The organism is Bradyrhizobium sp. UFLA05-109, assembly GCF_054185165.1.
Map to the genome: position 1 here is coordinate 1 of NZ_JBBIAR010000006.1, position 22,044 is coordinate 22,044.

Annotated in this window: 17 protein-coding genes; 6 read left to right on the forward strand and 11 right to left on the reverse strand. The window is 63.2% G+C overall.

The window, feature by feature from the left end; translation table 11 throughout:
- Positions 1 to 163: 163 nt before the first annotated feature.
- From Q3C01_RS05445 to Q3C01_RS05455, 3 genes are read right to left on the reverse strand one after another with little or no spacing between them, the layout of a single operon-like run.
- On the reverse strand, positions 164 to 541 hold the full coding sequence (locus Q3C01_RS05445; RefSeq protein ID WP_458144307.1) for a DUF6285 domain-containing protein: 378 nt from the start codon (positions 539 to 541) through the stop codon (positions 164 to 166).
- A 2-nt stretch (positions 542 to 543) separates the two neighbouring features.
- On the reverse strand, positions 544 to 1,530 hold the full coding sequence (locus tag Q3C01_RS05450; RefSeq protein WP_458144308.1) for a phosphotransferase family protein: 987 nt from the start codon (positions 1,528 to 1,530) through the stop codon (positions 544 to 546).
- A 10-nt stretch (positions 1,531 to 1,540) separates the two neighbouring features.
- The gene (locus tag Q3C01_RS05455; RefSeq protein ID WP_458144309.1) at positions 1,541 to 2,329 is read right to left on the reverse strand and encodes an enoyl-CoA hydratase/isomerase; all 789 of its coding nucleotides are present in this window, start codon (positions 2,327 to 2,329) and stop codon (positions 1,541 to 1,543) included.
- 170 nt (positions 2,330 to 2,499) lie between these two features.
- Between Q3C01_RS05455 and Q3C01_RS05460 the strand changes: the two genes are divergently transcribed.
- The 3 genes from Q3C01_RS05460 (at position 2,500) to Q3C01_RS05470 (ending at position 5,357) form a co-directional block, all read left to right on the forward strand.
- A complete protein-coding gene (locus Q3C01_RS05460) occupies positions 2,500 to 3,279 on the forward strand; it encodes an SDR family NAD(P)-dependent oxidoreductase (protein WP_458144310.1) in 780 nt (259 codons plus the stop codon).
- Between the two features lie 131 nt (positions 3,280 to 3,410).
- The gene (locus Q3C01_RS05465; RefSeq protein ID WP_458144311.1) at positions 3,411 to 3,788 is read left to right on the forward strand and encodes a VOC family protein; all 378 of its coding nucleotides are present in this window, start codon (positions 3,411 to 3,413) and stop codon (positions 3,786 to 3,788) included.
- Between the two features lie 294 nt (positions 3,789 to 4,082).
- Positions 4,083 to 5,357 carry an acyl-CoA dehydrogenase family protein gene (locus Q3C01_RS05470; protein WP_458144312.1) on the forward strand — a complete coding sequence of 425 codons (1,275 nt, stop codon included), beginning with the start codon at positions 4,083 to 4,085 and terminating at the stop codon, positions 5,355 to 5,357.
- A gap of 125 nt (positions 5,358 to 5,482) precedes the next feature.
- Here the strand turns inward: Q3C01_RS05470 and yghU are convergent, their stop codons facing one another.
- Positions 5,483 to 6,364, reverse strand: coding sequence for a glutathione-dependent disulfide-bond oxidoreductase (gene yghU / locus Q3C01_RS05475; protein WP_458144313.1), 882 nt, complete (start codon positions 6,362 to 6,364; stop codon positions 5,483 to 5,485).
- Positions 6,365 to 6,751: 387 nt separating this feature from the next.
- On the opposite strand from yghU, the gene Q3C01_RS05480 reads away from it, so the two are divergent.
- Entirely contained in the window at positions 6,752 to 8,266 is a 1,515-nt protein-coding gene (locus Q3C01_RS05480) for an acetyl-CoA acetyltransferase (RefSeq protein ID WP_458144314.1), read from the forward strand.
- Between the two features lie 431 nt (positions 8,267 to 8,697).
- Here the strand turns inward: Q3C01_RS05480 and Q3C01_RS05485 are convergent, their stop codons facing one another.
- Positions 8,698 to 9,048 (reverse strand): hypothetical protein, encoded by a 351-nt coding sequence (locus Q3C01_RS05485; protein ID WP_458144315.1) that lies wholly within the window; start codon positions 9,046 to 9,048, stop codon positions 8,698 to 8,700.
- A gap of 665 nt (positions 9,049 to 9,713) precedes the next feature.
- Between Q3C01_RS05485 and Q3C01_RS05490 the strand changes: the two genes are divergently transcribed.
- Positions 9,714 to 10,694 carry a helix-turn-helix domain-containing protein gene (locus Q3C01_RS05490; RefSeq protein ID WP_458144316.1) on the forward strand — a complete coding sequence of 327 codons (981 nt, stop codon included), beginning with the start codon at positions 9,714 to 9,716 and terminating at the stop codon, positions 10,692 to 10,694.
- A 303-nt stretch (positions 10,695 to 10,997) separates the two neighbouring features.
- Here the strand turns inward: Q3C01_RS05490 and Q3C01_RS05495 are convergent, their stop codons facing one another.
- The gene (locus tag Q3C01_RS05495) at positions 10,998 to 12,704 is read right to left on the reverse strand and encodes a methyl-accepting chemotaxis protein (RefSeq protein ID WP_458144317.1); all 1,707 of its coding nucleotides are present in this window, start codon (positions 12,702 to 12,704) and stop codon (positions 10,998 to 11,000) included.
- 26 nt (positions 12,705 to 12,730) lie between these two features.
- Here Q3C01_RS05495 and Q3C01_RS05500 point away from each other — a divergent pair, with 26 nt between their 5' ends.
- Positions 12,731 to 12,937 carry a hypothetical protein gene (locus tag Q3C01_RS05500; RefSeq protein WP_458144318.1) on the forward strand — a complete coding sequence of 69 codons (207 nt, stop codon included), beginning with the start codon at positions 12,731 to 12,733 and terminating at the stop codon, positions 12,935 to 12,937.
- A 394-nt stretch (positions 12,938 to 13,331) separates the two neighbouring features.
- On the opposite strand, the gene Q3C01_RS05505 is transcribed toward Q3C01_RS05500, so the two are convergent.
- From Q3C01_RS05505 to otnI, 5 genes are all read right to left on the reverse strand, one after another.
- Positions 13,332 to 14,534, reverse strand: a complete 1,203-nt coding sequence (locus tag Q3C01_RS05505) for an efflux RND transporter periplasmic adaptor subunit (protein ID WP_458144319.1) — start codon at positions 14,532 to 14,534, stop codon at positions 13,332 to 13,334.
- On the reverse strand, positions 14,521 to 17,706 hold the full coding sequence (locus Q3C01_RS05510; protein WP_458144320.1) for an efflux RND transporter permease subunit: 3,186 nt from the start codon (positions 17,704 to 17,706) through the stop codon (positions 14,521 to 14,523). The genes Q3C01_RS05505 and Q3C01_RS05510 overlap by 14 nt, the downstream gene beginning before the upstream one ends.
- 397 nt (positions 17,707 to 18,103) lie before the next feature.
- Entirely contained in the window at positions 18,104 to 19,795 is a 1,692-nt protein-coding gene (locus tag Q3C01_RS05515) for a methyl-accepting chemotaxis protein (RefSeq protein WP_458144321.1), read from the reverse strand.
- 180 nt (positions 19,796 to 19,975) lie between these two features.
- Positions 19,976 to 21,253 carry a 3-oxo-tetronate kinase gene (gene otnK, locus Q3C01_RS05520; protein WP_458144322.1) on the reverse strand — a complete coding sequence of 426 codons (1,278 nt, stop codon included), beginning with the start codon at positions 21,251 to 21,253 and terminating at the stop codon, positions 19,976 to 19,978.
- Positions 21,250 to 22,032 (reverse strand): 2-oxo-tetronate isomerase, encoded by a 783-nt coding sequence (otnI, locus tag Q3C01_RS05525; protein ID WP_458144323.1) that lies wholly within the window; start codon positions 22,030 to 22,032, stop codon positions 21,250 to 21,252. Before otnI ends, otnK begins: the two co-directional genes overlap by 4 nt.
- Positions 22,033 to 22,044: the final 12 nt, after the last annotated feature.

Here is a 22,044-nt window from a genome sequence, read left to right on the forward strand (position 1 = left end):
CTATCATCGACTTGGCGAGCGGCAAAAGTGTCGGCTATGTCCCCGAACACCCGTCGGTCATGTCCCCGGGCTGAACATCAAGCCGGGCGATGACGGCTGAGAATGCGGCGCGCCCACCCACAATCTCGTCAGTGCAAACTTAGCGAAGCAATCCAGACTGTCCCTACCCGCCCCTCGACAGCTCCCGCTTGTACGACGCGTAGTTCGGCTGATCGACGGCGAGCTTGTCCATCGTGGTCTGCCAGAGATGTTCGGCAAGCCCCGGTGTTTCAAGATCGATCTCGCCGCTCGCGATGCGCCCGGCAAGCGCGCGGTTGAGCTCGGTCACTGATCCGTCGGCTCCGAGCAGCGCGCGGAGCCGTGCCACCTCCCGCGCATCACTCCCCTCCTCCATCGTCAACTGCCGCACAACGAGGTCGAGGGCGTTGATGGCCACGCGCAGCTTGAATGCCTGGTGGCCGGAGATCAGCAGCGCGATGTCGCTCCGAAGGAAATCGGCAACAGCTTTGCTCAGCTCGATCGGGCTCGGCTCGTCCTGCATGGTCAACTCCCTCGCGGCGCCAGCAGGCGCAACAGGTCGATTTCGGTCTCAGAAGCGCGGCGGCCGATCATGGCGCGCTCCATGGAATGATCGGGTCCGGTGCGAAACCGCTGCATCATGCCGCAGCACATGATGCCCCAGCGCAGCGTGCCCATCACTTCCCAGAATTTCACCCGCGCCGGATCGACCTTGCGGCCCCCGGCCTCATAGCCCGCGAACAAGTCTTCGCGCGGACCAAAACCACCGACGGGCTTGTCGATCTCGCCAAAGCGCCAGGAGTTGACGCAGAGCCAGCCAAGATCCTCCATGGGATCGCCGAGATGGGCGAGCTCCCAGTCCAGCACCGCACGCAAGCCGTCAGCGCCGATGATGAGATTGCCGTTGCGGAAATCACCATGCACCAGCGTGACCTCGGCGGATGGACCTGGATCGTGATCGCGCAGCCAGCGCAATGCGACTTCAAACACCGGCTTCGGCCAGTCGAGGCTGCGATAGTCGCGCTCGAACTCGTCGATCTCCTTCGCTGCGGTCATGCGCCGGAGCTCGGGCAGTTCCGCCAGCGGCAGCCTGTGCAGACCCGCCAGCACGCCGCCGAGCTGCCGTGCGAGTATCGGCCGCGCTGCGGCAAATGCGTCATCGCGCAGAATCTTGCGCGCGATGGTTTCGCCTTCGACGCGCTGCATGATGAAGCCGGTGCCGAGATCATCCTTCGGCTCGAGCACATGCAGCACGCGCGGCGACGGCAGTCCCGCCTCGAACGCGAGCTGCATGAGCCTTGCTTCGGCGCCGAGGCCCGCGGCGCGCGAGGGAGCGGCGCCATAGCCCTTCGGCGCACGACGCAGGATCGCGCCGATCGTGCCGTCCGGATGCGCAATGTCGAAGCGCCAGGTTTCCTGGCTCGCACCGCCCGACAGTTTTGCCGCGCCAGTCGCGCCGGTTGCGCCAGGGCACCAGCGCGCGACGCTGCGCGAAAGCTCCGCCTCGATCATTTGGCTCTGATCATTTGCCTTTGAATTTGGCCGGACGCTTCTCGAGGAAGGCGCCGACGCCCTCGCGGAAGTCCTCGGTGTCACCCGCGCGGAGCTGGCACTGGAATTCGAGATTGAGCTGCTCCTCGAAGGAGTTTTCCGGGCTGTCCCAATAGAGCTTGCGGATCAGCGACAGCGCGACCGTTGGCCCGTTGGCGAGCTCATGCGCGAGCTTCATCGCCTCCTCCATCAGCGCGCCGTCGTCATAGACGCGGTTGACGAGGCCCCATTCCAGCGCCTTCTCTGCCGGCAGCCGCTCGCCCATCAGCGAAAGCTCGATCGAGCGCGCCTTGCCGACGAGACGCGGCAACAGCCAGGTCGAACCACAATCGGGCACGAGGCCGATGCGGCGGAAGGCTTGCAGGAAATAGGCCGAGCGCGCGCACAGGATCATGTCGCCAAGCAGCGCGAAGCTCATGCCGGCGCCGGCCGCCGGCCCGTTGACCGCGGTGACGATTGGACAATGCAGATTGCGGATCCGCCGCAGGAACGGATGAAAGCCGGTCTCGAGTGTCAAACCAGCCTTGGTCTTCTTCGACTGATTGTTGCGGCCCTGCAAGTTCGCGCCGGTGCAGAACGCGCGCCCCGCGCCGGTCAGCACCACGCAGCGGACCTCGCCCTTCCGCTCCTCGATCTCGTCGAGAGCCTCAGTGAGCCCGCCCAGCATGTCCACCGAGACGGCGTTCATGACCTCCTGGTGATGGAGCTTGAGAATGGCGACCGGCCCGTCGAAATCGAGCGTGACGTGTTTGAACTGCATGGTTTCCTCACCCGCGTTGCGGCCGCGATGTTCCGCAGACCGGAATTGGTTTTCGTCGGGGCGCATATTTGATTTTTGCCGGCGGCTTGTCCATGGTGATCGGGACATAGCGGACAATCTTGTGCGCACAGGCTGATGCGCGTCATGCCAAACACAGCGGGGAAACACCCATGACCATTTTCGATCTCACCGGCCGCGTCGCCGTGATCACCGGCGGCAATGGCGGCATCGGGCTCGGCATTGCACAGGCGCTCGCCGCGCAAGGCTGCAACGTCTCCATCTGGGGCCGCAACGCCGAGAAGAACAAGGCCGCCGCCGCGAGCCTGGCGGGCTCGTCCGGCAAGGTCGATGCCCGCGTCTGCGACGTCACCGATCCTGCCTCGGTGAATGCGGCGATGAAGGCGACGCTCGACACCTTCGGCCGGGTCGACGGCTGCTTCGCCAATGCGGGCATCGGCGGCGGCGGACGGCGCTCCTTCGTCGAGCGCACCGAAGAGGAATGGCGCACGATGTTCTCGACCAATCTCGACGGCGTGTTCCACGCCTTCCAGGCCGCCGCCAGGCACATGACCGACCGCGCCAATGCCGGCGATCCCTTCGGCCGGCTGGTTGCGACCTCGAGCCTCGCCTCGATCTTCGGCACGGCGCGCAACGAGCATTACGCCGCGACCAAGGCCGCGATCAACGCGCTGGTGCGCGCGCTCGGCGTCGAGCTCGCGCGCTACGGCGTCACCGCGAATGCGATCCTGCCAGGCTGGATCAGGAGCGACATGACCGCCGGCATCATGGCCAACGAGAAATTCGTCGCCAACGTGATGCCGCGGATTCCGCAGCGGCGCTTCGGCGAGCCATCCGATTTCGGCGGCATCGCGGTGTATTTGATGAGCAAGGCGTCGTCCTACCACACCGCGGATACGTTCGTGATCGACGGCGGATATACGGCGTTTTGAGATTTTGTAGGGTGGGCAAAGGCGCGTAGCGCCGTGCCCACCATTCAGTGTTTCGCTTGTGATGGTGGGCACGCTTCGCTTTGCCCACCCTACGAATTGAGTCAAAACAACTACAGGGGGAAGAAGAAACCATGTTCTCGCACGTGATGATCGGCACCAACGATCTGGACAAGGCCAAGGCGTTCTACGACAAGCTGCTGGCGACGCTCGAGGTGCGGCCTGCGCGGGTCGACGGCCATCGCATCTTCTACATCACCAGGACAGGCGTGTTCTCGGTGAGCAAGCCGATCAACGGCGAGCCTGCGACGCACGCCAATGGCGGCACCATCGGTTTTGCCTGCAATTCACCCGAGCAGGTCGAGGCCTGGCACGCGGCCGGCCTCGCTGCCGGCGGGACGACTTGCGAGAATCCTCCCGGCATTCGTGAGGGCTCTGCCGGCAAGGCCTATCTTGCGTACCTGCGCGATCCCGACGGCAACAAGATCTGCGCGATGCACCGCGTGGTGTGAGCTCGCCACATGTACCGCGCGGCCTGCCACAATCTCCGCCGTCATCGCCCGACTTGATCGGGCGATCCAGTATCCCGAGGCGTCGGAGATTCACGGAGAAGCCGCGGCGCACTGGATTCCCCGCTTTCGCGGGGAATGACAGTGGTACGTTGGCGACACGGTTCAAACAACATTTCAAACGCCCGCGCGATATTCCATCGAATGGCCGTCGCGTGAAAATGTGCGCTCGCGCTTTTTGCGCGTCGCGTCTATGGTCGGCGGCAGAACGGCTATCTCGAAACGGGAGGAACAAGAATGAAACACGCCTATGTGCCCCGCACCACCAACTACACGCTCAATCCCGGCGACGAGCTCAATGATCTGCGCATGTCGGACCAGGTCCGGCCGCTCTATGACCACGTGAAGAAGTTCATTCGCGAGACCGTCGAGCCGATGACGGTAGAGTTCATCAAGCACGGCGAGAAGAAGGACGACCGCTGGAGCTTTACGCCGGGTCAGCTCGAGGTGCTGGAGAAGGCCAAGAACAAGGCCAAGGAGGAAGGCCTCTGGAACTTCTTCCTGCCCGATGACGAGACCGGCCAGGGCCTGAAGAACCTCGACTACGCCTATATCGCCGTCGAGCTCGGCAAGAGCCCGCTGGCCTCGGAGACCATGAACTGCTCGGCGCCCGACACCGGCAACATGGAGGTGCTGGAGCGCGTCGGCACCAAGGCGCAGAAGGAGACGTGGCTGACGCCGCTTCTGAACGGCGAGATTCGCTCGGCCTATGCGATGACGGAGCCGAACGTCGCTTCGTCCGATGCCAAGAACATCTCGACCACGGCAAAGCTGGTCGGCGACGAATGGGTGATCAACGGCGAGAAATATTACATCTCAGGTCTTGGCGATCCCCGCTGCAAAATCATGATTGTGATGGTCAAGACCAATCCGGATGCGCCGCCGAGCAAGCAGCAGTCGCAGATCCTGGTGCCGAAGGACACGCCTGGCGTCGAAATTCTGGGACCGATGCACGTGTTCGGCCAGGACCACGCGCCGCGCGGACATATGCACATGCGCTTCAACAATGTGCGCGTGCCCAAAGACAACATCCTGCTCGGTGAAGGCCGCGGCTTCGAGATCTCACAGCTCCGCCTCGGACCCGGGCGCATCCACCACTGCATGCGCACCATCGGCAAGGCCGAGAAGGCGCTCGACATGATGGTGCAGCGTGGGCTCACCCGCGAAGCCTTCGGCAAGAAGATCGCCCATCTCGGCGGCAACCTTCAGATCATCGCGCAGGCGCGCTGCGAGATCGAGTCGATGCGGCTGATGGTGCTGAAGGCGGCAAAGGCCATGGACGTGCTCGGCAACAAGGAGGCCCGCGTCTGGGTCTCCATGGTCAAGGCCATGGTGCCGGAGCGCGCCTGCACGATCATCGACCAGGCGATCCAGATGCACGGCGCCACCGGCATCTCGCAATGGACGCCGCTCGCCGAGATGTATCAGGACGTCCGCCACCTGCGCTTTGCCGACGGCCCGGACGAGGTGCACTGGATGGTGGTGGGACGGCATGAGCTGAGCATGCCGTAAAGGCGCGGCTGTCGTAGGTGGGCAAAGGCGCGCAAGCGCCGTGCCCACCATCCATCCAACTGATCGGCAGGAGTGGTGGGCACGGCGCTGTGCGCCTTTGCCCACCCTGCAATTCGTGGAGGCGCTTACGACGCAGCCACCGCCTGAAGCTTATCCTGCGTCTTGGTCTCGAAATCCGATGCGTCGTGGCGCTCGTGCAATTGGCTCGCGGGATCGCCGGAGACGCGGTTGACCATGCGGCCGCGCTTCACCGCCGGACGCTTGGCAATCTGATCGGTCCAGCGCTGCACGTTCTTGTAGTCCTGCACGGACAGGAATTCGCCCGCGCCATAGACCAGCCCCTTGGCGAGCGCGCCGTACCACGGCCACACCGCGATGTCGGCGATCGTGTACTCTCCGCCGGCAAGGTACTCGCTCTCGGCAAGCCGCCGGTCGAGCACGTCGAGCTGGCGTTTGGTTTCCATCGCGAAGCGGTCGATGGCGTATTCGATCTTGGTCGGCGCATAGGCGTAGAAATGACCGAAGCCGCCGCCGAGATAGGGCGCACTGCCCATCTGCCAGAACAGCCAGGACATCGCTTCGGTGCGCGTCTTGACGTCCTTGGGCAGGAAGGCGCCGAATTTTTCGGCGAGGTAGACCAGGATCGAGCCGGACTCGAAGACGCGGATCGGCTCGGGACCGGAGCGGTCCAGCAGCGCCGGGATTTTGGAGTTCGGATTGATGGCGACGAAGCCGCTGCCGAACTGATCGCCCTTGCCGATATTGATCAGCCAGGCGTCGTATTCAGCGCCCTTGTGGCCGAGCGCCAGAAGCTCCTCCAGCATCACGGTCACCTTCACGCCATTTGGCGTGGCCAGCGAATAGAGCTGGAGCGGATGGCGGCCGACCGGCAGCTCCTTGTCGTGCGTCGGGCCTGCGATCGGCCGGTTGATGCTGGCAAACTGCCCGCCACTCGGCTTATTCCAGGTCCAGACTTTGGGCGGCTCGTAGGGGGGGGCGTCGGTCATGAAAAAGGGCTCCAGCGCGGAAGGCGCGTGGGCTGTTAGCTAGCGATAGCGGCGAGATTGGCAAGAGCGCCGGGTTGCATTGGCAGATGGGCGCCCTCCCCGTTTCGTCATGGCCGGGCTGCCCGGGCGTATGGCGCCTGCACGCAAGAAGCCCACGGCGAACCGGCTTTGCATGGCGACGAGGCTGGGCTAGCGTTTCGCCGGACCCGTCGAGCACATGAATGCCCTGGTGGCGGAGTGATCGTGACGGACCTTCATGGCGAGGAGGCGCACAGCGCCGTCTCGAACCACGAAGTGCCTAGCGGCCATCCTTCGAGACGACCGCTTCGCGGTCTCTTCATCAGGATGAGGGCTCCGAGTTGTTGAGAAAGTGAAGAAGCAAGAACAATGACTGTCCCACCAGACCGCATTCCCGTCATCGTGGGTGTCGGCGAGATCGTCGACCGGCCCAAGGAGATCACCGCGGGCCTCGAGCCGCTCGATCTTCTCGAACAGGCGCTGCGGCGCGCCGAAGGAGATGCCGGCGCAAAGCTGCTCTGCGAGGTGCAGTCGCTCGACGTCGTCAACTTCCTGAGCTGGCGCTATCGCGATCCGGAAGAACTGCTGGCGCAGCGGCTCAGCATCCAGCCTTCGCATTGCTACTACGGCCCGGTCGGCGGCGAGAGCCCGATCCGCTATCTGCACGAAGCCGCCCAGCGCATCGCGCGCGGCGAATGCAGCGTTGCCGCTGTCTGTGGCGCGGAGGCGCAATCGACCGCGACCAAGGCGGAGCGTGCCCGAGCCAAGCTGCCGTGGACGCCGTTTGCGCATGACGTCGAGGAGCCGAAGCGCGGTGCGGCGTTCCAGAAGCCGCTGGCGGTGAAGCTGGGCGTGTTCCGCCCCGTCACGGTCTATCCCTTCTACGAGGCCGCATCCTCGGCGCATTGGGGTCAGGCACCAGGCGAGGCGATGGCGGAGTCAGGCACGCTGTGGTCGCGCTATTCGGAGGCCGCCGCACAAAACCCCAATGCCTGGCTGAAGCGGCGCTTTGCGCCGGACGAGATCACGACACCGACGGCGGACAACCGCCTGATCGCCTGGCCCTACACGAAACTGATGGTCGCCAACCCGATGGTCAATATGGGCGGCGCGCTGCTGCTCACCAGCCTTGCGAAGGCGCGCGCGGCCGGCATTGCCGAGGATCGGCTGGTCTATCCGCTCGGCGGCGCCTCGGCCGAGGAGCCGCGCGACTATCTCCTGCGCGACCAGTTTTATGAGAGCCATCCGCAGAATGCGGTACTGAAGGCGGTGACGGACCTTGCCGGCGGCGACGGCAAGCAGTTCGACGCCATCGAGCTCTATAGCTGCTTTCCTTGCGTGCCGAAGATGGCTCGGCGGACGCTGGGCCTCGGAGCCGACGTGCAGCCGACCGTGACCGGCGGCCTCACCTTCTTCGGCGCGCCGCTCAACACCTACATGACACATGCGGCCTGCGCGATGGTGCGCAAGTTGCGCGGTGGCGCGAAGCTCGGCCTGCTCTACGGCCAGGGCGGCTTCGTTACCAAGCACCACGGGCTCGTGCTCTCGAAGACGCCGCCGCGCGAAGCGCTGGCGCAGGAGACGAGCGTGCAGGCGGAGGCCGATCGCCACAAGCGCGTTGTGCCTGAGTTCGTGGCCGAGGCCTCAGGCCAGGGCGAGGTCGAGAGCTTCACGGTGATCTACGGCCGCAACGGCGACGTCGAGCACGGCGTGGCGATGCTGCGCACGGAGGACGATCGGCGGACGCTGGCGCGCATTCCGGCGAGCGACAACACGACGCTGGCGCATCTGCTCGATATGGCGCGCACGCCTGTCGGCTCGCTCGGCGCCATCACGATGGCCGCCGATGGCGTGCCGGAGTGGCGGGTCGGCAAGATCTCGTAGGGTGGGCAAAGGCGCGTTAGCGCCGTGCCCACCATTGGTTCCGCGATTGTCGTGACGTAGTGGGCACGCTTCGCTTTGCCCACCCTACAATCTGTTGAGTCAGTCTTCGTCGAACAGCGTTCGGAAGGCAGGTGTTTCCTTGTCTTGTGCTTCACGATGCACCGATCATCTCTCGTCCGCTCGCAGATGCCAAACCTCAGACCGAAGCCCACCACAATGCTCGTCACCAAGAGGCAATGCTGATAGGTCACCTCGTGGTGTCGACGGACGATCGTCCGCTAATTCTCCAAACCATCCTCGACGATATTGTCGGCGATCTTGTCGCCAACACGATTGATGTGTGCGACGTCGACCGTGCTGCCACTTCTCACCGCACGGAACATCGACGCAAAACACGCAGCCCCTTCTTCTCTGCCCGAAAGGCCTTCGGTTTAACCGATACCCCCGGCGAGCTTGGCGAGCAATTGAACAGGTTTGACCGGATTGATCAGAACATCCGTAGCGCCCAAAGCACAAGCCTGCACGATCGCAAGGCGTCTACGTTCGTCAATGACGAATATCCGCTTTGGGGACCGCCATAATTGGCGGCTCAGAATCTTTAACGCCACAATGTTTTCAGCTATCCGCAGGTCGATGTTGACTACAATCGCATCCGCGACCAGCGCACCAAGGTGCGGTTTGCCAGCGCCCAGCAACTCGGCTGTTGTATCATATTTTTGTGCGAGGATGCTCAACATGGCACAGAGCTTCGCGCGGCTTTCTGCGACAATATGAACCGACATGAGATATTACTCCCGTCCCTTTTACCGAAGCTCTGCTACGCTACCTTTTCGCATCGTCGCTTGGCCGTGCTTGATGCATCCGCACTCGGCTCGCCAGCGACACGATATTCGTCAGGTTTGTCCTCGCTGGTGTTCAGCGAGAACGATGGCGATGCGTTCCGCGATCACCGATGACCGGTATCGCTCCAACAAGGAGAGCGCCCAGCGCAGATGCAATTCCCCAATTCGGCGCTGATACGCAGCTTCAGAATGAACTCCGTGATGACAACCATGTCCCCAAACAGCGGAATTGCTCCGAACAACGACCGTCGCCTCGCCGACTCGCGCTCCGATCGAATTTCATTTTCTTGAAACGGCCTTAAGTTTCGAAAAATTCCGTAACTGCCAAGACATTCGTTGCCTGCCAGCCCAGCGTTTGCAGTCTGGATGCAGACTGTAGCGTGACCGCGCCATCCCTGAGATCGTGGCGCGCGCCTCGGTCCTGCGCAATCCGGTGCGCCAAACCCGTGATCATTCAATGCAGGGATCTATCCCCATACCCGCTGATGAAAGGAGCCTTTAATCCGCCACTGCCAATCTCGCCCAATATCATCAACCATCATGGCTGCGCCGAGGCTATTCCGATGATAGTTTGCTCAGGCACCAGAACATTCCACGGAAGGTAAATGCTGAAGAACTACCCTGAATTCCAGTCCGACAAGCTTGACGAGGTAGAGACGTTGATCCGGGTAAGGGGACAAGCAAATCGAGTTGATCTGCCCCACAAACAGACCAAAGCCCCGTTTGTCACAAATGCCGTGTATTTCGACCAAGGTGCGCTAGCGTTCATTCGTTTTGATCGCCCAATTGGGTGCAGATTTGATCCTGCAAGTCATTTCCACCTATCGTTTCAGACGGCCCCGGAAGTGAGTGAAATCGTTCTCGACGGCAAAGTCGTCGAAAATGCAACGTCGTCGGCAGCATATATCATTCCGAGCGACCAGCCTTGGTCTGCGCGATATCCCGCCGGATTGCACAAACTGTGCCTGCGCGTGGACGGCGGCATGCTGCGACGCAAATGGTCGGCGTTGCTTGACTCCGACAGTATCCGCATGGATCTGAGGCAGCCTTCGCTGTGCGACTTTCGCCACACTCGGTTCCTGCGTCAATCGACGTTTCGCTTCGCAAGGGAGCTCGAGATAGCAGATCAACGGTTCGTGCCGGCCCTCGTCGCGACCGCAGTCGAGGACATTTCAGTGAGGATGCTGGTGTACCTTGGCAACTGGGACGCAGTGGCAAGTCGTCCGCCCGCTGCCCCGGCCCTGGCCCAATTGAAGCGGATCGAGGACTACATTGTCGCAAACTTGGCCGAACCGCTGCAGGTGGAGACCCTCGCGCAAATATCGAGCGTCAGCGCCCGCAGCATCTTTCGGTATTTCCATTCGCGGCACAATTGCACGCCGCAAGAATATCTCAGGCGCGCGAGACTTGAGCAGGCAAACCTGCTTCTGCAAAACGCAGACGACACGACTTCGGTGATTTCGGTTGCGCTCCGATGCGGCTTTCACAGCCTTGGTCATTTTGCGCGATCATATCGCGAAATGTTCGGCGAACTCCCGTCAAACACTCTTGGTAAACGGCGCAGAGGCTTGAATCATCGGGGATGATCGAGCGCTGAGTCAAGTCGATCTGTCTTCCTCCACTGTCACCCGTAATTCGTCAGAGCATGCCCAGAAAAGGTAGGCGTGGGACCGAACAGAAATACACGGTATCACGCGCCGCATCATCGCGCCACGGCGAGGCAATCGTGCCCATCTTCATCGTCCGTGGCGCGCCATTTCGGCAATGCACCGTTGAAGCCGAAAACTCTGTTCTCCCGATGCAAGCCGTCGCGTTGGCCCGGAGCGGCATCGTCGCTTTTATCCCGCGGTCTGGCGAAGCCCGGCTAGATGTCGAGCCGGGCTTCGGTATTACGCGGCGCGGACCGTGTTGAGGAACTTACCGACCTCGAGCTTAAGGCGGTTGCTGTCGCTCGACAGCGATTGCGCCGCAGAGAGCACCTGAGAGGAGGCCGATCCGGTCTCGCCGGCGCCGCGCTGAACGTCAACGATATTGTACGACACCTGTTGGGTGCCTGCGGCCGCTTGTTGCACGTTGCGGGAAATCTCCTGTGTCGCTGCGCCCTGCTCTTCGACGGCGGATGCGATGGTAGTCGATATCTCTGACAGCTTTTCGATCGTTCCGCTGATCTCCATGATCGCGCCGACCGACTCTTGTGTCGCAGCCTGGATACTGTCGATCTGCTGACCGATCTCGCCGGTGGCCTTTGCGGTCTGCTCGGCTAGGGCCTTCACCTCGGAAGCCACGACTGCGAAGCCACGACCGGCCTCACCGGCGCGCGCTGCCTCGATGGTGGCGTTGAGCGCCAAGAGGTTTGTCTGGCCGGCGATGGTGTTGATGAGCTCGACCACGGCGCCGATGCGGGCCGCCGCCTTCGATAGTTCCCCGACGCGGTCGTTAGTCTTGCGAGCCTGGTCAACGGCTTCGCGGGCCATGCGCGCCGATGCCTGGACCTGCCGGCTGATCTCGTTGACCGATGACGACAGCTCTTCCGTTGCTGACGCCACGGACTGCACGTTGGTGGAGGCTTCTTCCGACGCCGCCGCGACCGTGGTGGTCACTTCCTGCGCACGCTCCGCGTTCGCGGTCAGCGTCGAAGCAGAGGCTTCAAGCTCGGTCGATGCCGACGACACGGTTTCGACGATTTCGCCAACCGCCGCTTCGAATTGATCGGCAAGCTTCATCATGTCCGCCTTGCGGCGCTGCGCCGCGATTCGATCCTGCTCGACCTTGGCTTCCGCCTCGTCGCTCGCCTTCTGCGCCAGCATGACCTTGATCCCGTTAACTGCCTGGGCGGTCTCGCCGATCTCGTCCTTGCGCTCGGTGCCTGTGATCTCGATATCCTCGCCCTTTGCCAGGCGTTGCAGTAGGCCAACGAGGCCGCGCATCGGCTTGGCGATTCCGAACTGGCCGATCAGGAAACCGATCGAAAGACCGAGTACGATGCCGACCCCGGCCACCGTCTCCATCAGGCGCGACGTGGTTTCGTATTCCCCGGCAGCCGCCTTGGCGAAAGCTTCCACGCGCTCGCTCAACCGATCTGCAATGGCCCGCACGGTGGCCTGCAATCTCTCCGCATCGGCCTCGCCATGCGTGACCGCACGGCGCAACTGTTCGCCTTGTTCGCTCAACTGGACGTCCTTCAGGCCATCGACAAGGCGGAGAGTCGTCTCCATGCTCTTCTGATAGGCGGCCCAGGTCTCCTTGACGGCCGGTATCATGGCCCTGGCCTTTTCGTCCCGGGTTTGGCCGACTTCGTCGATTCTCTCCAGGAAGCTCTTCATCTGTTCGGCGACAATCTTGTGCACTTGCTCGCGGTTCTCCGGACGCGGGTCCAGGGCCGCTCGGAACTCGGAACGGCTGAGCGCGAGCACGTTCTGATTGGCGCGGGCAGCCAAAAGCGCGCGTGTCGCGGCTTTTCTCATGTTTTCGGCCCCTTCGTTCAGCGTGCTCAACGCGCCAATGCCGAGCCAGGTGATGGAGCAGGCGACGATGGCCATCAACGCGATGACGGCGAGAATTTTGGTCAGGATACGGAAGCGACCGAGGAAGGACATGGCAACCTTTCGAAGCAATCACGGAAATGAAGGAAGCAGAAATCGCCGGCGCGGCGGCCGGGCGCGAAACGCAAGAGCCCGACCGGCATTTCAGTTTGTCGGCGACGTGCGCGAGTACCGCCCCCACAAAAGAGAGAACGCCCAGCACAGATGCAATCCTCCAATTTGGTGCTGATGCGCAGTTTCAGGACGAATTCGATGATGACAAAGACCGGAATTGCTCCGTTCAATGACCGTGGCCTCGTCCGATTTGCATCCCGATCGAACTGATTTTCTCGAAGCGGCCTTAAGTTTCGAAAAATTCCGCAACTGCCAAGACATTCGCTGCCTGCCAGCCAAGGCTGCGGCCTCGATATACAGACTACAGCGTGAACTATTTCAGAATCACATTCTTAGGACGAAGCAATGGCGAAGCCGAGCCATCCTGCGCCGCACCGGCGTCCCCGCGTCTCGCAGCTACCCGGCTCGCGGCACTCAGTCGTCGCAGAGATCTGCTTCTCTGCGGCGCGAAGTGCCGCTCCGGAGAGCCGGTACCCAGAAAGCAAGGCAGTACACTCTGGGAAAGATGGGCCCCGGCTCAGCAGCGCATCACTTCGTGCTGCGCTGCGTCCGGGGCACGAGACCATCTTAACCCTTTGGCGCCTGCTTTTCCGACGCCGTTGCCGGCTTGCCGTTGGCGCCGGCGCCCACCACGCGCACCTGGTCGCCGTCGGCGAGGCCGTCGGGTGGCGCGGTGATGACGCGGTCGTCGGGAGCGATGCCGGAAGCAAGCTCGATTTCGCGGCCGAGATCGCGCGCGATGGTCACGGTTTTGAACGCCACCTTGTCGTCGGGCGTGACGGTCGCAACGCGCAGGCCGCTACCGTTGAAGATCAGGGCGCTTGCGGGAATGCTGAGCGGTGCGGAGTCGCGCTGCAAGTTCAGCTTCACGCTGGCATAGCCGCCGGGCATCAGCTCACCAGTGGAATTGTCGAGCCCGAGCTGCATGCGCGTCGTGCCCGAGGAGACATCGACGGCCTGCGAGGAGGCTTCGACCGTCGCCGGGAAGGTTCGGTTCGGATACTCCGGCAGAGTGATGGTGGCCTTGGCGCCGATCTTGATCGCCGGCACATAGTTCTGCGGCACGTTGACATAGACGCGCAGCTTGCTGATATCTGATATCACGAACATCGCAGGGCCCGAGCCGCCGCCGGCATTGATCAGCGCGCCGACGTCGGTATCGCGCGCCGTGACGACACCATCGAACGGCGCGGTGATCTTCTTGTAGCCGGCGAGCGCTTCCAGCCGCTCCACATTGGCCTGGCCTGAATTGACGGCGGCCTTCTTGTTGGAGAGATCGGCGGTGCGCTCGTCGATCTCTTGCGCGGAGACGAAGTTGGAGGCGACCAGCGTCTTGCGCCGGTTCAAGGTCGCTTCGGAGAGCCTTGCACTAGCCTGCTGGCTGGCAAGATCGGCGCGGGCCTGCAGGAGTTGCTGGTCGAGGTCCGGCGCTTCGATCTCGGCGATCACCTGGCCGGCCTTGACGCGGGCACCCATGTCGGCGCTCCAGCTCTTCAAATAGCCCGATACGCGAGCGAAGATCGGCGCGCGGTAGTAAGCCTCCAGCCGGCCCGGCAGGTCGATGGCGGCGCTGAGGGCTTTGGCATTGGGCAGGGTCACCGCGACGCTGGGAACAGCCTGATCTTCGGTCCACTGCTTGAGCTTGGAGCCCTGCTCCTCACGCGCGCGGATGCCGGTGCCGACGACGAGACCCGCCCCGATTAGCGCCACCACGCCAAATATGCCCAATTTCCGGCGCGACACCGGCGAGCGCGGTTCAGTGGACGGCATGCGGTATCTCCGGTGAGGCAGCGGCGGCGGCTTTGGCGCCTTGCTTCTTGTGTACCATACTAAAGACCACGGGAACAAACATCAGCGTGGCGAAGGTCGCAAAGATCAGGCCGCCTATCACGGCGCGCCCGAGCGGTGCGTTCTGCTCGCCGCCCTCCCCCAGCCCCAACGCCATCGGCGCCATGCCGATGATCATGGCAAGCGCCGTCATCAGCACAGGGCGGAACCGCACGAAGCCTGCCTCGAGCGCAGCAACGACGGGATCGCCGAGCTCCTCATAGCGCTCCCGGGCGAAGGAGATGACGAGCACGCTGTTCGCGGTCGCAACGCCCATGCACATGATGGCGCCGGTGAGCGCCGGCACTGAGAGCGTGGTCTCGGTCGTGAACAGCATCCAGACGATGCCGGCCAGCGCGGCCGGCAGCGCCGTGATGATCACGAAGGGATCGGACCAGGACTGGAAGTTCACCACGATCAGGAAATAGATCAGCACGACCGCCCCTAACAGGCCGAACAGCAGGCCGGTGAAGGCGCTGTTCATGGTCTGCACCTGGCCGAGCAGCACAACTGAGGAGCCTTTCGGCACTTCCTTAGCGGTGTCGGCGATCACCCGGCGAATGTCGGCGGCGACAGCGCCGAGATCGCGCCCCTGCGTGGTCGCAAAGATCTGCACCAGCGACTGGATGTCGTATTGCGACACCACCGCGCTCGACATCGATCGCTTGATGTCGGCGATGCCACCGAGGATCGGCGATTGCGAATTTCCGGCGGCCGTGATCGGCAGTGTCTGGAGCGCACTGAGCGAATCGATCTGATACTGCGGCGTCTGCATCACGATGGAATAGGACACGCCGTTATCCGGGTTGAGATAGTAGGTCGGCGCGACCTGCGAGGAGCCGGCGAGATTGACCACGAGGCTGTTGGTGACGTCGCGCTCGGTCAGGCCGACATATTGCGCGCGGGTGCGGTCGACATCGATGTTGAAGGTTGGGTTGTTCGGCGACTGCTGGATACGCGCATCCGCGACGCCGGGAATGCGCCGGACCTTTGCGAGCAGCTTATTGGCATAGGCGAAATTTGCGTCGAGATTCGCGCCGCGAATCTGGAGGTCGATCGGTGCCGGCGCGCCGAAATTCAGGATTTGGCTGACGATGTCGGCCGGCAGGAAGGCGAAGCTGACGCCGGGGAACAGCCGCGGCAACTGCTCACGCAAGACGCGCACGTGCTCCTCGGTAGGCTTATGCCCCTCCTTCAGCTTGATCTGGATGTCGCCGTCCTGCGGACCGATCACGCCGGTGTTGTTGTAAGTCATGTTGATGCCGGAGATCGGCATGCCGATGTTGTCGGTCAGCGTCTCGATCTCGCCCGGGACCAGCTTGCGGATCGCCTTCTGCACGTCGGCGAGCTGGTTGGCGGTCTCCTCGACGCGGGTGCCGACCTGGGTGCGGACATGCATCAGGATATTGCCGGCATCGACCGCGGGGAAGAAGTTGCGTCCCAGGAATGGTACCAGCGCGAACGACGCGCCGATCACGCAGAGGAAGCTGATCACGAACACCGCGCGATGCGCCAAGGCCATGCCCAAAAGGCCGCGATAGCCACCGCGGATGCGCTCGAACCTCGCCTCGAAGCCGCGCTGGAACCAGACCAGAGGATTGCGCGACTTCGGCGGCGCGCCGTCATGATGGACATGCGCCTGCAACAGATAGTTCGCCATGGTCGGCACCAGCGTGCGCGACAGGATGAACGACCAGATCATGGCGAACATCACGGCTTCGGCCATCGGCACGAACAGGAAGCGCGCGACACCGGTGAGGAAGAACATCGGCACGAACACGATGCAGATGCAGAGCAGCGAGACGAAAGCCGGCGTCACGATCTGGTTGGCGCCGTCGAGGATCGACTGCTCGACCGGCTTGCCCTGCTCCAGATGGTAATTGATGTTCTCGATGGTCACGGTGGCGTCGTCGACCAAAATGCCGACCGCGAGCGCCAGGCCGCCGAGCGTCATGATGTTGAGCGTCTCGCCGATCGCCGACAGCATGATAATGGCGCCCAGCACCGACAGCGGAATCGAGACCGCGATGATGACGGTCGAGCGCCAGCTCCCGAGGAACAAGAGGATCATGACGCTGGTGAGCAGCGCCGCGATCACGCCTTCGAAGGCGACGCCCTCGATCGCGCCGCGCACGAACACCGATTGGTCGCCGATGAAGCCGATCTTCAGCGCATCCGGCAACTGGTCCTTGACCTCGATCACCTTCTGCTTGATGCCGGCGATGATATCGAGCGTCGACGTCGCACCGGCCTTCAGCACCATCATCAGCACCGAGCGGTTACCGTCGACGTGGACGATGTTGGTCTGCGGCGGGTTGCCGTCCCTGACGGTCGCCACATCGCGCACATAAACCATCGCGCCGTTGACGGTCTTGATCGGCAGATTGCCGAGCTCCTCCATCTTCAGTGGCGAGTTGTTGAGCTGGATGTTGTACTCGAAGGTGCCGATCTTCTGGGTGCCGACCGGCGTAATCAGGTTTTGGGCTGCGAGGGCGTTGGCCACGTCCTGCCCCGACAGCCCACGCGCCTGGAGCGCGGTCGGGTCGAGGTCGATCTGCACCTGACGCTGCTTGCCGCCAAAGGGATAGGGGATCGCCGCGCCCGGCACGGTCACGAGCGGCGTGCGGAGCTGGTTGATGCCGATATCGGCGAGGTTTTGCTCGGTGAGCCCCTCGCCCGACAGCGCCACCTGGATGATCGGCACGGTGGAGGCCGAATAGTTCAGGATCAGCGGCGGCGTCGCGCCCGGCGGCATCTGCTTCAGCAGCGTCTGCGAGATCGCGGTGACCTGCGCATTGGCGGTTCGGATGTCGACGTTCGGCTGGAAGAAGATCTTGATGATGCCGAAGCCGTTGTAGGAGTTTGCGACGATGTGCTCAATGTCGTTGACCGTCGTCGTCAGTGCGCGCTGGAAGGGCGTGGTGATGCGGCCAGCCATCTGGTCCGGCGGCAAGCCGGTGTACTGCCAGACGACGCCAATCACGGGGATGCGAATGTCCGGGAAGATGTCGGTCGGCGTGCGTAGCGCCGCGAGCGGTCCGACGATCAGGAGCAGGAGCGCGAGCACGACAAAGGTGTACGGCCGGCTCAGGGCGATGCGGACCAGAGCTATCATTCGCCAGTCAGTTCCAGGTCAAGCGAGAGGTGGAATCCGCCCCCGCGGGCATTCCTCTTTCCCTTTACCCGAACCCCGCCTCGACGCCAACGCGAAGCAGCGCGGGATCATTCACTTCCCTGCTACCGCACTGCGGAATAGGCATCGCAGCTATGCCAGAGGACACGACGGATGCCGCGGCTCGATCACCGTCACCCCGAGGATGAGGGATTGAGAGCGGGGCTTTTCTCTCTCCCTTCGTCATTTCGGGGCGCGCCCTCTTGGGCGCGAGCCCGGAATCCACTGCGCGGCAGTCTGTGCGTCCCGATGGATTCCGGGCTCGCGACTTCGTCGCGCCCCGGGATGACGAGAAAACTCACAAGCTGTCAGGATGACGGAATTGGCCGGCAACTTTGAACTACGCCGCGCGCACGTTGGTCAGGAACTTGCTGACCTCGGTCTTCAGGCGGCTCGAGTCGTTCGACAGCATCTGCGCCGCCGACAGCACCTGCGAGGAGGCCGTGCCGGTCTCGGTCGCGCCGCGCTGCACGTCGGTGATGTTGGAGGAGACCTGCTGGGTGCCCTGCGCCGCCTGCTGCACGTTGCGGGCGATCTCCTGGGTCGCTGCGCCCTGCTCTTCCACGGCCGCCGCAATCGCCGAAGAGATCTCGGAGAGGCGTTCGATGGTCGAGGAGATTTCCTTGATCGCGCCGACGGAGTCGTTGGTGGCGGCCTGGATGCCGGTGATTTGCTGGCCGATCTCGCCGGTCGCCTTCGCAGTCTGCTCGGCGAGCGCCTTCACTTCGGATGCCACCACTGCGAAGCCGCGGCCGGCTTCGCCGGCACGCGCCGCCTCGATGGTCGCGTTCAGCGCCAAAAGGTTGGTCTGGCCAGCGATGGTGTTGATCAGTTCGACGACGTCGCCGATGCGCGAGGCGGCCTTGGAGAGCTGGCTGACGCGTTCGCTGGTGGTGCGAGCCTGGCCGACGGCGTCGCCCGCCATCCGCGCCGATTCCTGGACCTGGCGGCTGATCTCGCCGACCGACGAGGCCATCTCCTCGGTGGCTGAGGCCACCGACTGCACGTTGGTGGAGGCTTCTTCCGAAGCGGCGGCGACCGTGGTCGCCATCTGCTGGGAGCGATCGGCGGTCGCCGTCAGAGTCGAGGCAGAGGCTTCGAGCTGGGTCGAGGCCGATGAGACGGTCTGCACGATTTCGCCGATCATGGATTCGAATTCGCGGGTAATGTTGTCGACGCGGCGGCCGCGCTCGATCTTGACCTCCGCATCACGCGCGGCGGCTTCGTCAGCCGCCTTCTTGGCGACCAACGCCTCCTTGAACACCTGAAGCGCATCGGCCATGGCGCCGATCTCGGTCTTCTCTCCCCGATGCGGCACTTCCGCGCTCAGGTCGCCCTTGCCGAGCGCCTGCATCGGCTCGACGATGGAATCGATGCCGCTGGAGACATCGCGGATCATGTAGAAGCTGACGCCGATGCCGATGACGAGCGCGACGCCGAGAATGACGCAGACCAGCATGAAGGCGAAGGCATAGCTGTCGGCGGCATCCTGGGCGGCCTGGTTGCCGCCTTTGTTGTTGAGCTCGATATCCTTTCTCAGCACCTCGTCCGATTGCAGGCCGATCTTACCGACGGCTTTGGTGTTCAGCTCACGCGCTTCGTGCGAGATCTTGCCGACATCCTTGCGCGACAGCGCCATGACATCGTCCGTACCCTTCTTGTAGTCGTCCCACAGCTTGGACCATTCGGTATACAGCGCTCGCTCCTCCGGCGAGGTGATCATCGGCTCGTATTGCTTGCGGGACTTGGCCAGCGCGTCGATCACGTCCCCGGCCGTCTTTTCTGCCGCAAGCTTTTCCTCGATCGTCTCGGCCAACATGTGAGCGCGTACCACGGTGCGATAGGTGAGGACGTTGGCGCGGACCTCGCCGAGCACCCGAACGCTCGGCATCCAGCTCGTTGCGATATCGACGGTGTTGGCGTTGATCGCCCGCATCTTGATGACGGCAAGCACACCCATGCCGGCCATCGCGGCCAGAAGGAAGGCCACGACGCTGATGATCTTGGCACGAATGGAAATTTTCGCGAGCATTGCTAGGGTCTCTTGTCTTGGATCGCGGCTTTGGGCCACGACCGCGCGTCATGAAATGGCTGCAACCAAAGGGAGTGCGGCCGACATCAAACAACAAACGACCTGAGCAGATGTTAACTACGACTCCGTACGAGTACGGAACCCGAAAGAAATAAACAGAGGACTAAGACAGCCCTGCGCTCAGCGCATGAGCCCAAGCGCGTCGGAGAAAAACTCCGGCCCGCCGAAATTGCCTGATTTTAGGGCAAGCAGCATGCTGCCTTCGTTTGCGCCCACCGCGCGCAATACCGGGACTCCCGCAGCGATCTCCGCGCCAACGAGAAAGCCTGGAATTTTCAGGCGATCGACGACGGCGCCCGATGTCTCGCCGCCGGCAACGACAAGACGCCGAACACCCGACTGCACCAATCCTTCGGCGATATCCGCCATGGCCTGCTCGATCGCGTGACCGGCGGCATCTCGGCCGTAACGCGCCTGCACCGCACCGACTGCCTCCGGCGTGGCGCTCGAAGCGATCAGCACCGGACCATCAGCGAGCCGGGGCTTCGCCCAGGCGAGCGCGCGCTGCGCTTCGCTTCCACCTGCGACAATTTGCTCGGGGTTTAAATGTAACACCGGCATGACACGTTCGGCGTTCGCGATCTGCTGAAGGGTCGCCTGCGAGCAGCTTCCGGCGAGACACGCAGCCGGTCCGCCAACCGGCGCGCCCGCGTCGGCAGCTGCGAAATTCGGACTCACCGTTCCCGTCGAGACCAGCGCCCGCGCCAGCCCAAGGCCGATGCCGGAGGCGCCCACCGACAGCCGATGGCCAGCTGCGACGAGGCCGATGGTCTCGAGATCGCGATCGAACACGGCATCGATGATCGCCGCTCCCATGCCCCTGGCCGACAGCTCCGCGAGCTGCGCGCGCACGGCATCGGCGCCACGCGTCACGCTTCCGAGGTTGACGAGACCGACCTTGGTCCTGCTCTGCCGCGCCAGGACCCGCACCAGGTTGGAATCGTGCATCGGGTTGAGCGGGTGGTCCTTCAGCGGGCTTTCGTTGAGCGGAACGGTGCCGACGAAGAGATTGCCCTGGTAGACGGTGCGGCCGGTCTCCGGGAAGGCCGGCGTCACCAGCACGATCGTCTCGCCGCAGTCGTCGCGCAGCGCGTCCATCACCGGGCCGATATTGCCCGCGTCGGTGGAATCGAAGGTCGAGCAGATCTTGAACAGCACGTGACTCGCGCCGCGGCCGCGCAGCCATTTCTCCGCCGCGCGCGAGCGCGTCACCGCAAGGCCTGCCTCGATCGAGCGACTCTTCAGCGATACCACGACGGCATCGACCTCGGGTAGCGCCAGGTCGTCGGACGGCACGCCGATGGTCTGCACGGTACGCAGGCCCGCGCGCGTCAGCGTGTTGGCGAGATCGGAGGCGCCGGTATAGTCGTCGGCGATACAACCCAGCGCAAGTGTCACGACTTTGCTCCGGCATAAGGCTTGAACCAGGCGAGACCATCGGCGGTCTTGCCGCGCGGATTGTATTCGCAGCCGACGAAGCCGGCATAGCCGAGCCGGTCGAGCTCGGCGAACAGGAAGGGATAGTTCAGCTCCTCGCTATCGGGCTCGTTGCGCGAGGGGTTGCTGGCGATCTGGATATGGCCGATGATCGGCATCATCTCGCGCAGGCGCATGGTGACGTCGCCATGGATGATCTGGCAGTGATAGATGTCGAACTGGAGCTTGAGGTTCGGGATCCTCAGTTCCTCGACCACGTCGCGCGCGAAGCCGAAGTCGTTGAGGAAATAGCCGGGGACATTGCGCGGGTTGATCGGCTCGATCACGATGTCGATGCCATGCGGCGCAAAGAACTCCGCGGCCCACGCCACCGACTTGTAGAAGGCCTCGATCGCGAGACGATCGCCGCGGTTGGCCATGCCGGCCATCAGGTGCAACCGCTTGACGCCGGTCGCTTTGGCATAGGGCAGCGCCGTCTCGAGACTCTGCTTGAGATCGGCAAAGCGCGAAGGCAGCGCCGCAAAGCCCTTCTCGCCGGCGTCCCAATTGCCGGGCGGCAGGTTGAACAGCGCCTGCGTCAATTCGTTGCGCTTCAAGCGCTCGCCGACCGCTTCGGCCGGGTGCTCATAGGGAAACAGGAATTCGACGGCGGTGAAACCGGCCTGTGCGGCGGCATCGAAGCGGTCGAGGAACGGTACCTCGGTGAACATCATCGAGAGGTTGGCGGCAAAGCGGGGCATCGGAATCCTCTT

What these genes read in the sequence shown, in the direction of transcription:
- Q3C01_RS05455 (WP_458144309.1), bottom strand. Translation starts at nt 2,329, where the DNA reads ATGCAGTTCAAACACGTCACGCTCGATTTCGACGGGCCGGTCGCCATT.
- yghU (WP_458144313.1), bottom strand. Translation starts at nt 6,364, where the DNA reads ATGACCGACGCCCCCCCCTACGAGCCGCCCAAAGTCTGGACCTGGAAT.
- otnI (WP_458144323.1), bottom strand. Translation starts at nt 22,032, where the DNA reads ATGCCCCGCTTTGCCGCCAACCTCTCGATGATGTTCACCGAGGTACCG.
- Q3C01_RS05505 (WP_458144319.1), bottom strand. Translation starts at nt 14,534, where the DNA reads ATGCCGTCCACTGAACCGCGCTCGCCGGTGTCGCGCCGGAAATTGGGC.
- Q3C01_RS05495 (WP_458144317.1), bottom strand. Translation starts at nt 12,704, where the DNA reads ATGTCCTTCCTCGGTCGCTTCCGTATCCTGACCAAAATTCTCGCCGTC.
- Q3C01_RS05460 (WP_458144310.1), top strand. Translation starts at nt 2,500, where the DNA reads ATGACCATTTTCGATCTCACCGGCCGCGTCGCCGTGATCACCGGCGGC.
- Q3C01_RS05485 (WP_458144315.1), bottom strand. Translation starts at nt 9,048, where the DNA reads ATGTCGGTTCATATTGTCGCAGAAAGCCGCGCGAAGCTCTGTGCCATG.
- Q3C01_RS05445 (WP_458144307.1), bottom strand. Translation starts at nt 541, where the DNA reads ATGCAGGACGAGCCGAGCCCGATCGAGCTGAGCAAAGCTGTTGCCGAT.
- Q3C01_RS05515 (WP_458144321.1), bottom strand. Translation starts at nt 19,795, where the DNA reads ATGCTCGCGAAAATTTCCATTCGTGCCAAGATCATCAGCGTCGTGGCC.
- Q3C01_RS05500 (WP_458144318.1), top strand. Translation starts at nt 12,731, where the DNA reads ATGAAGGAAGCAGAAATCGCCGGCGCGGCGGCCGGGCGCGAAACGCAA.
- Q3C01_RS05490 (WP_458144316.1), top strand. Translation starts at nt 9,714, where the DNA reads ATGCTGAAGAACTACCCTGAATTCCAGTCCGACAAGCTTGACGAGGTA.
- Q3C01_RS05450 (WP_458144308.1), bottom strand. Translation starts at nt 1,530, where the DNA reads ATGATCGAGGCGGAGCTTTCGCGCAGCGTCGCGCGCTGGTGCCCTGGC.
- Q3C01_RS05465 (WP_458144311.1), top strand. Translation starts at nt 3,411, where the DNA reads ATGTTCTCGCACGTGATGATCGGCACCAACGATCTGGACAAGGCCAAG.
- Q3C01_RS05480 (WP_458144314.1), top strand. Translation starts at nt 6,752, where the DNA reads ATGACTGTCCCACCAGACCGCATTCCCGTCATCGTGGGTGTCGGCGAG.
- Q3C01_RS05470 (WP_458144312.1), top strand. Translation starts at nt 4,083, where the DNA reads ATGAAACACGCCTATGTGCCCCGCACCACCAACTACACGCTCAATCCC.
- Q3C01_RS05510 (WP_458144320.1), bottom strand. Translation starts at nt 17,706, where the DNA reads ATGATAGCTCTGGTCCGCATCGCCCTGAGCCGGCCGTACACCTTTGTC.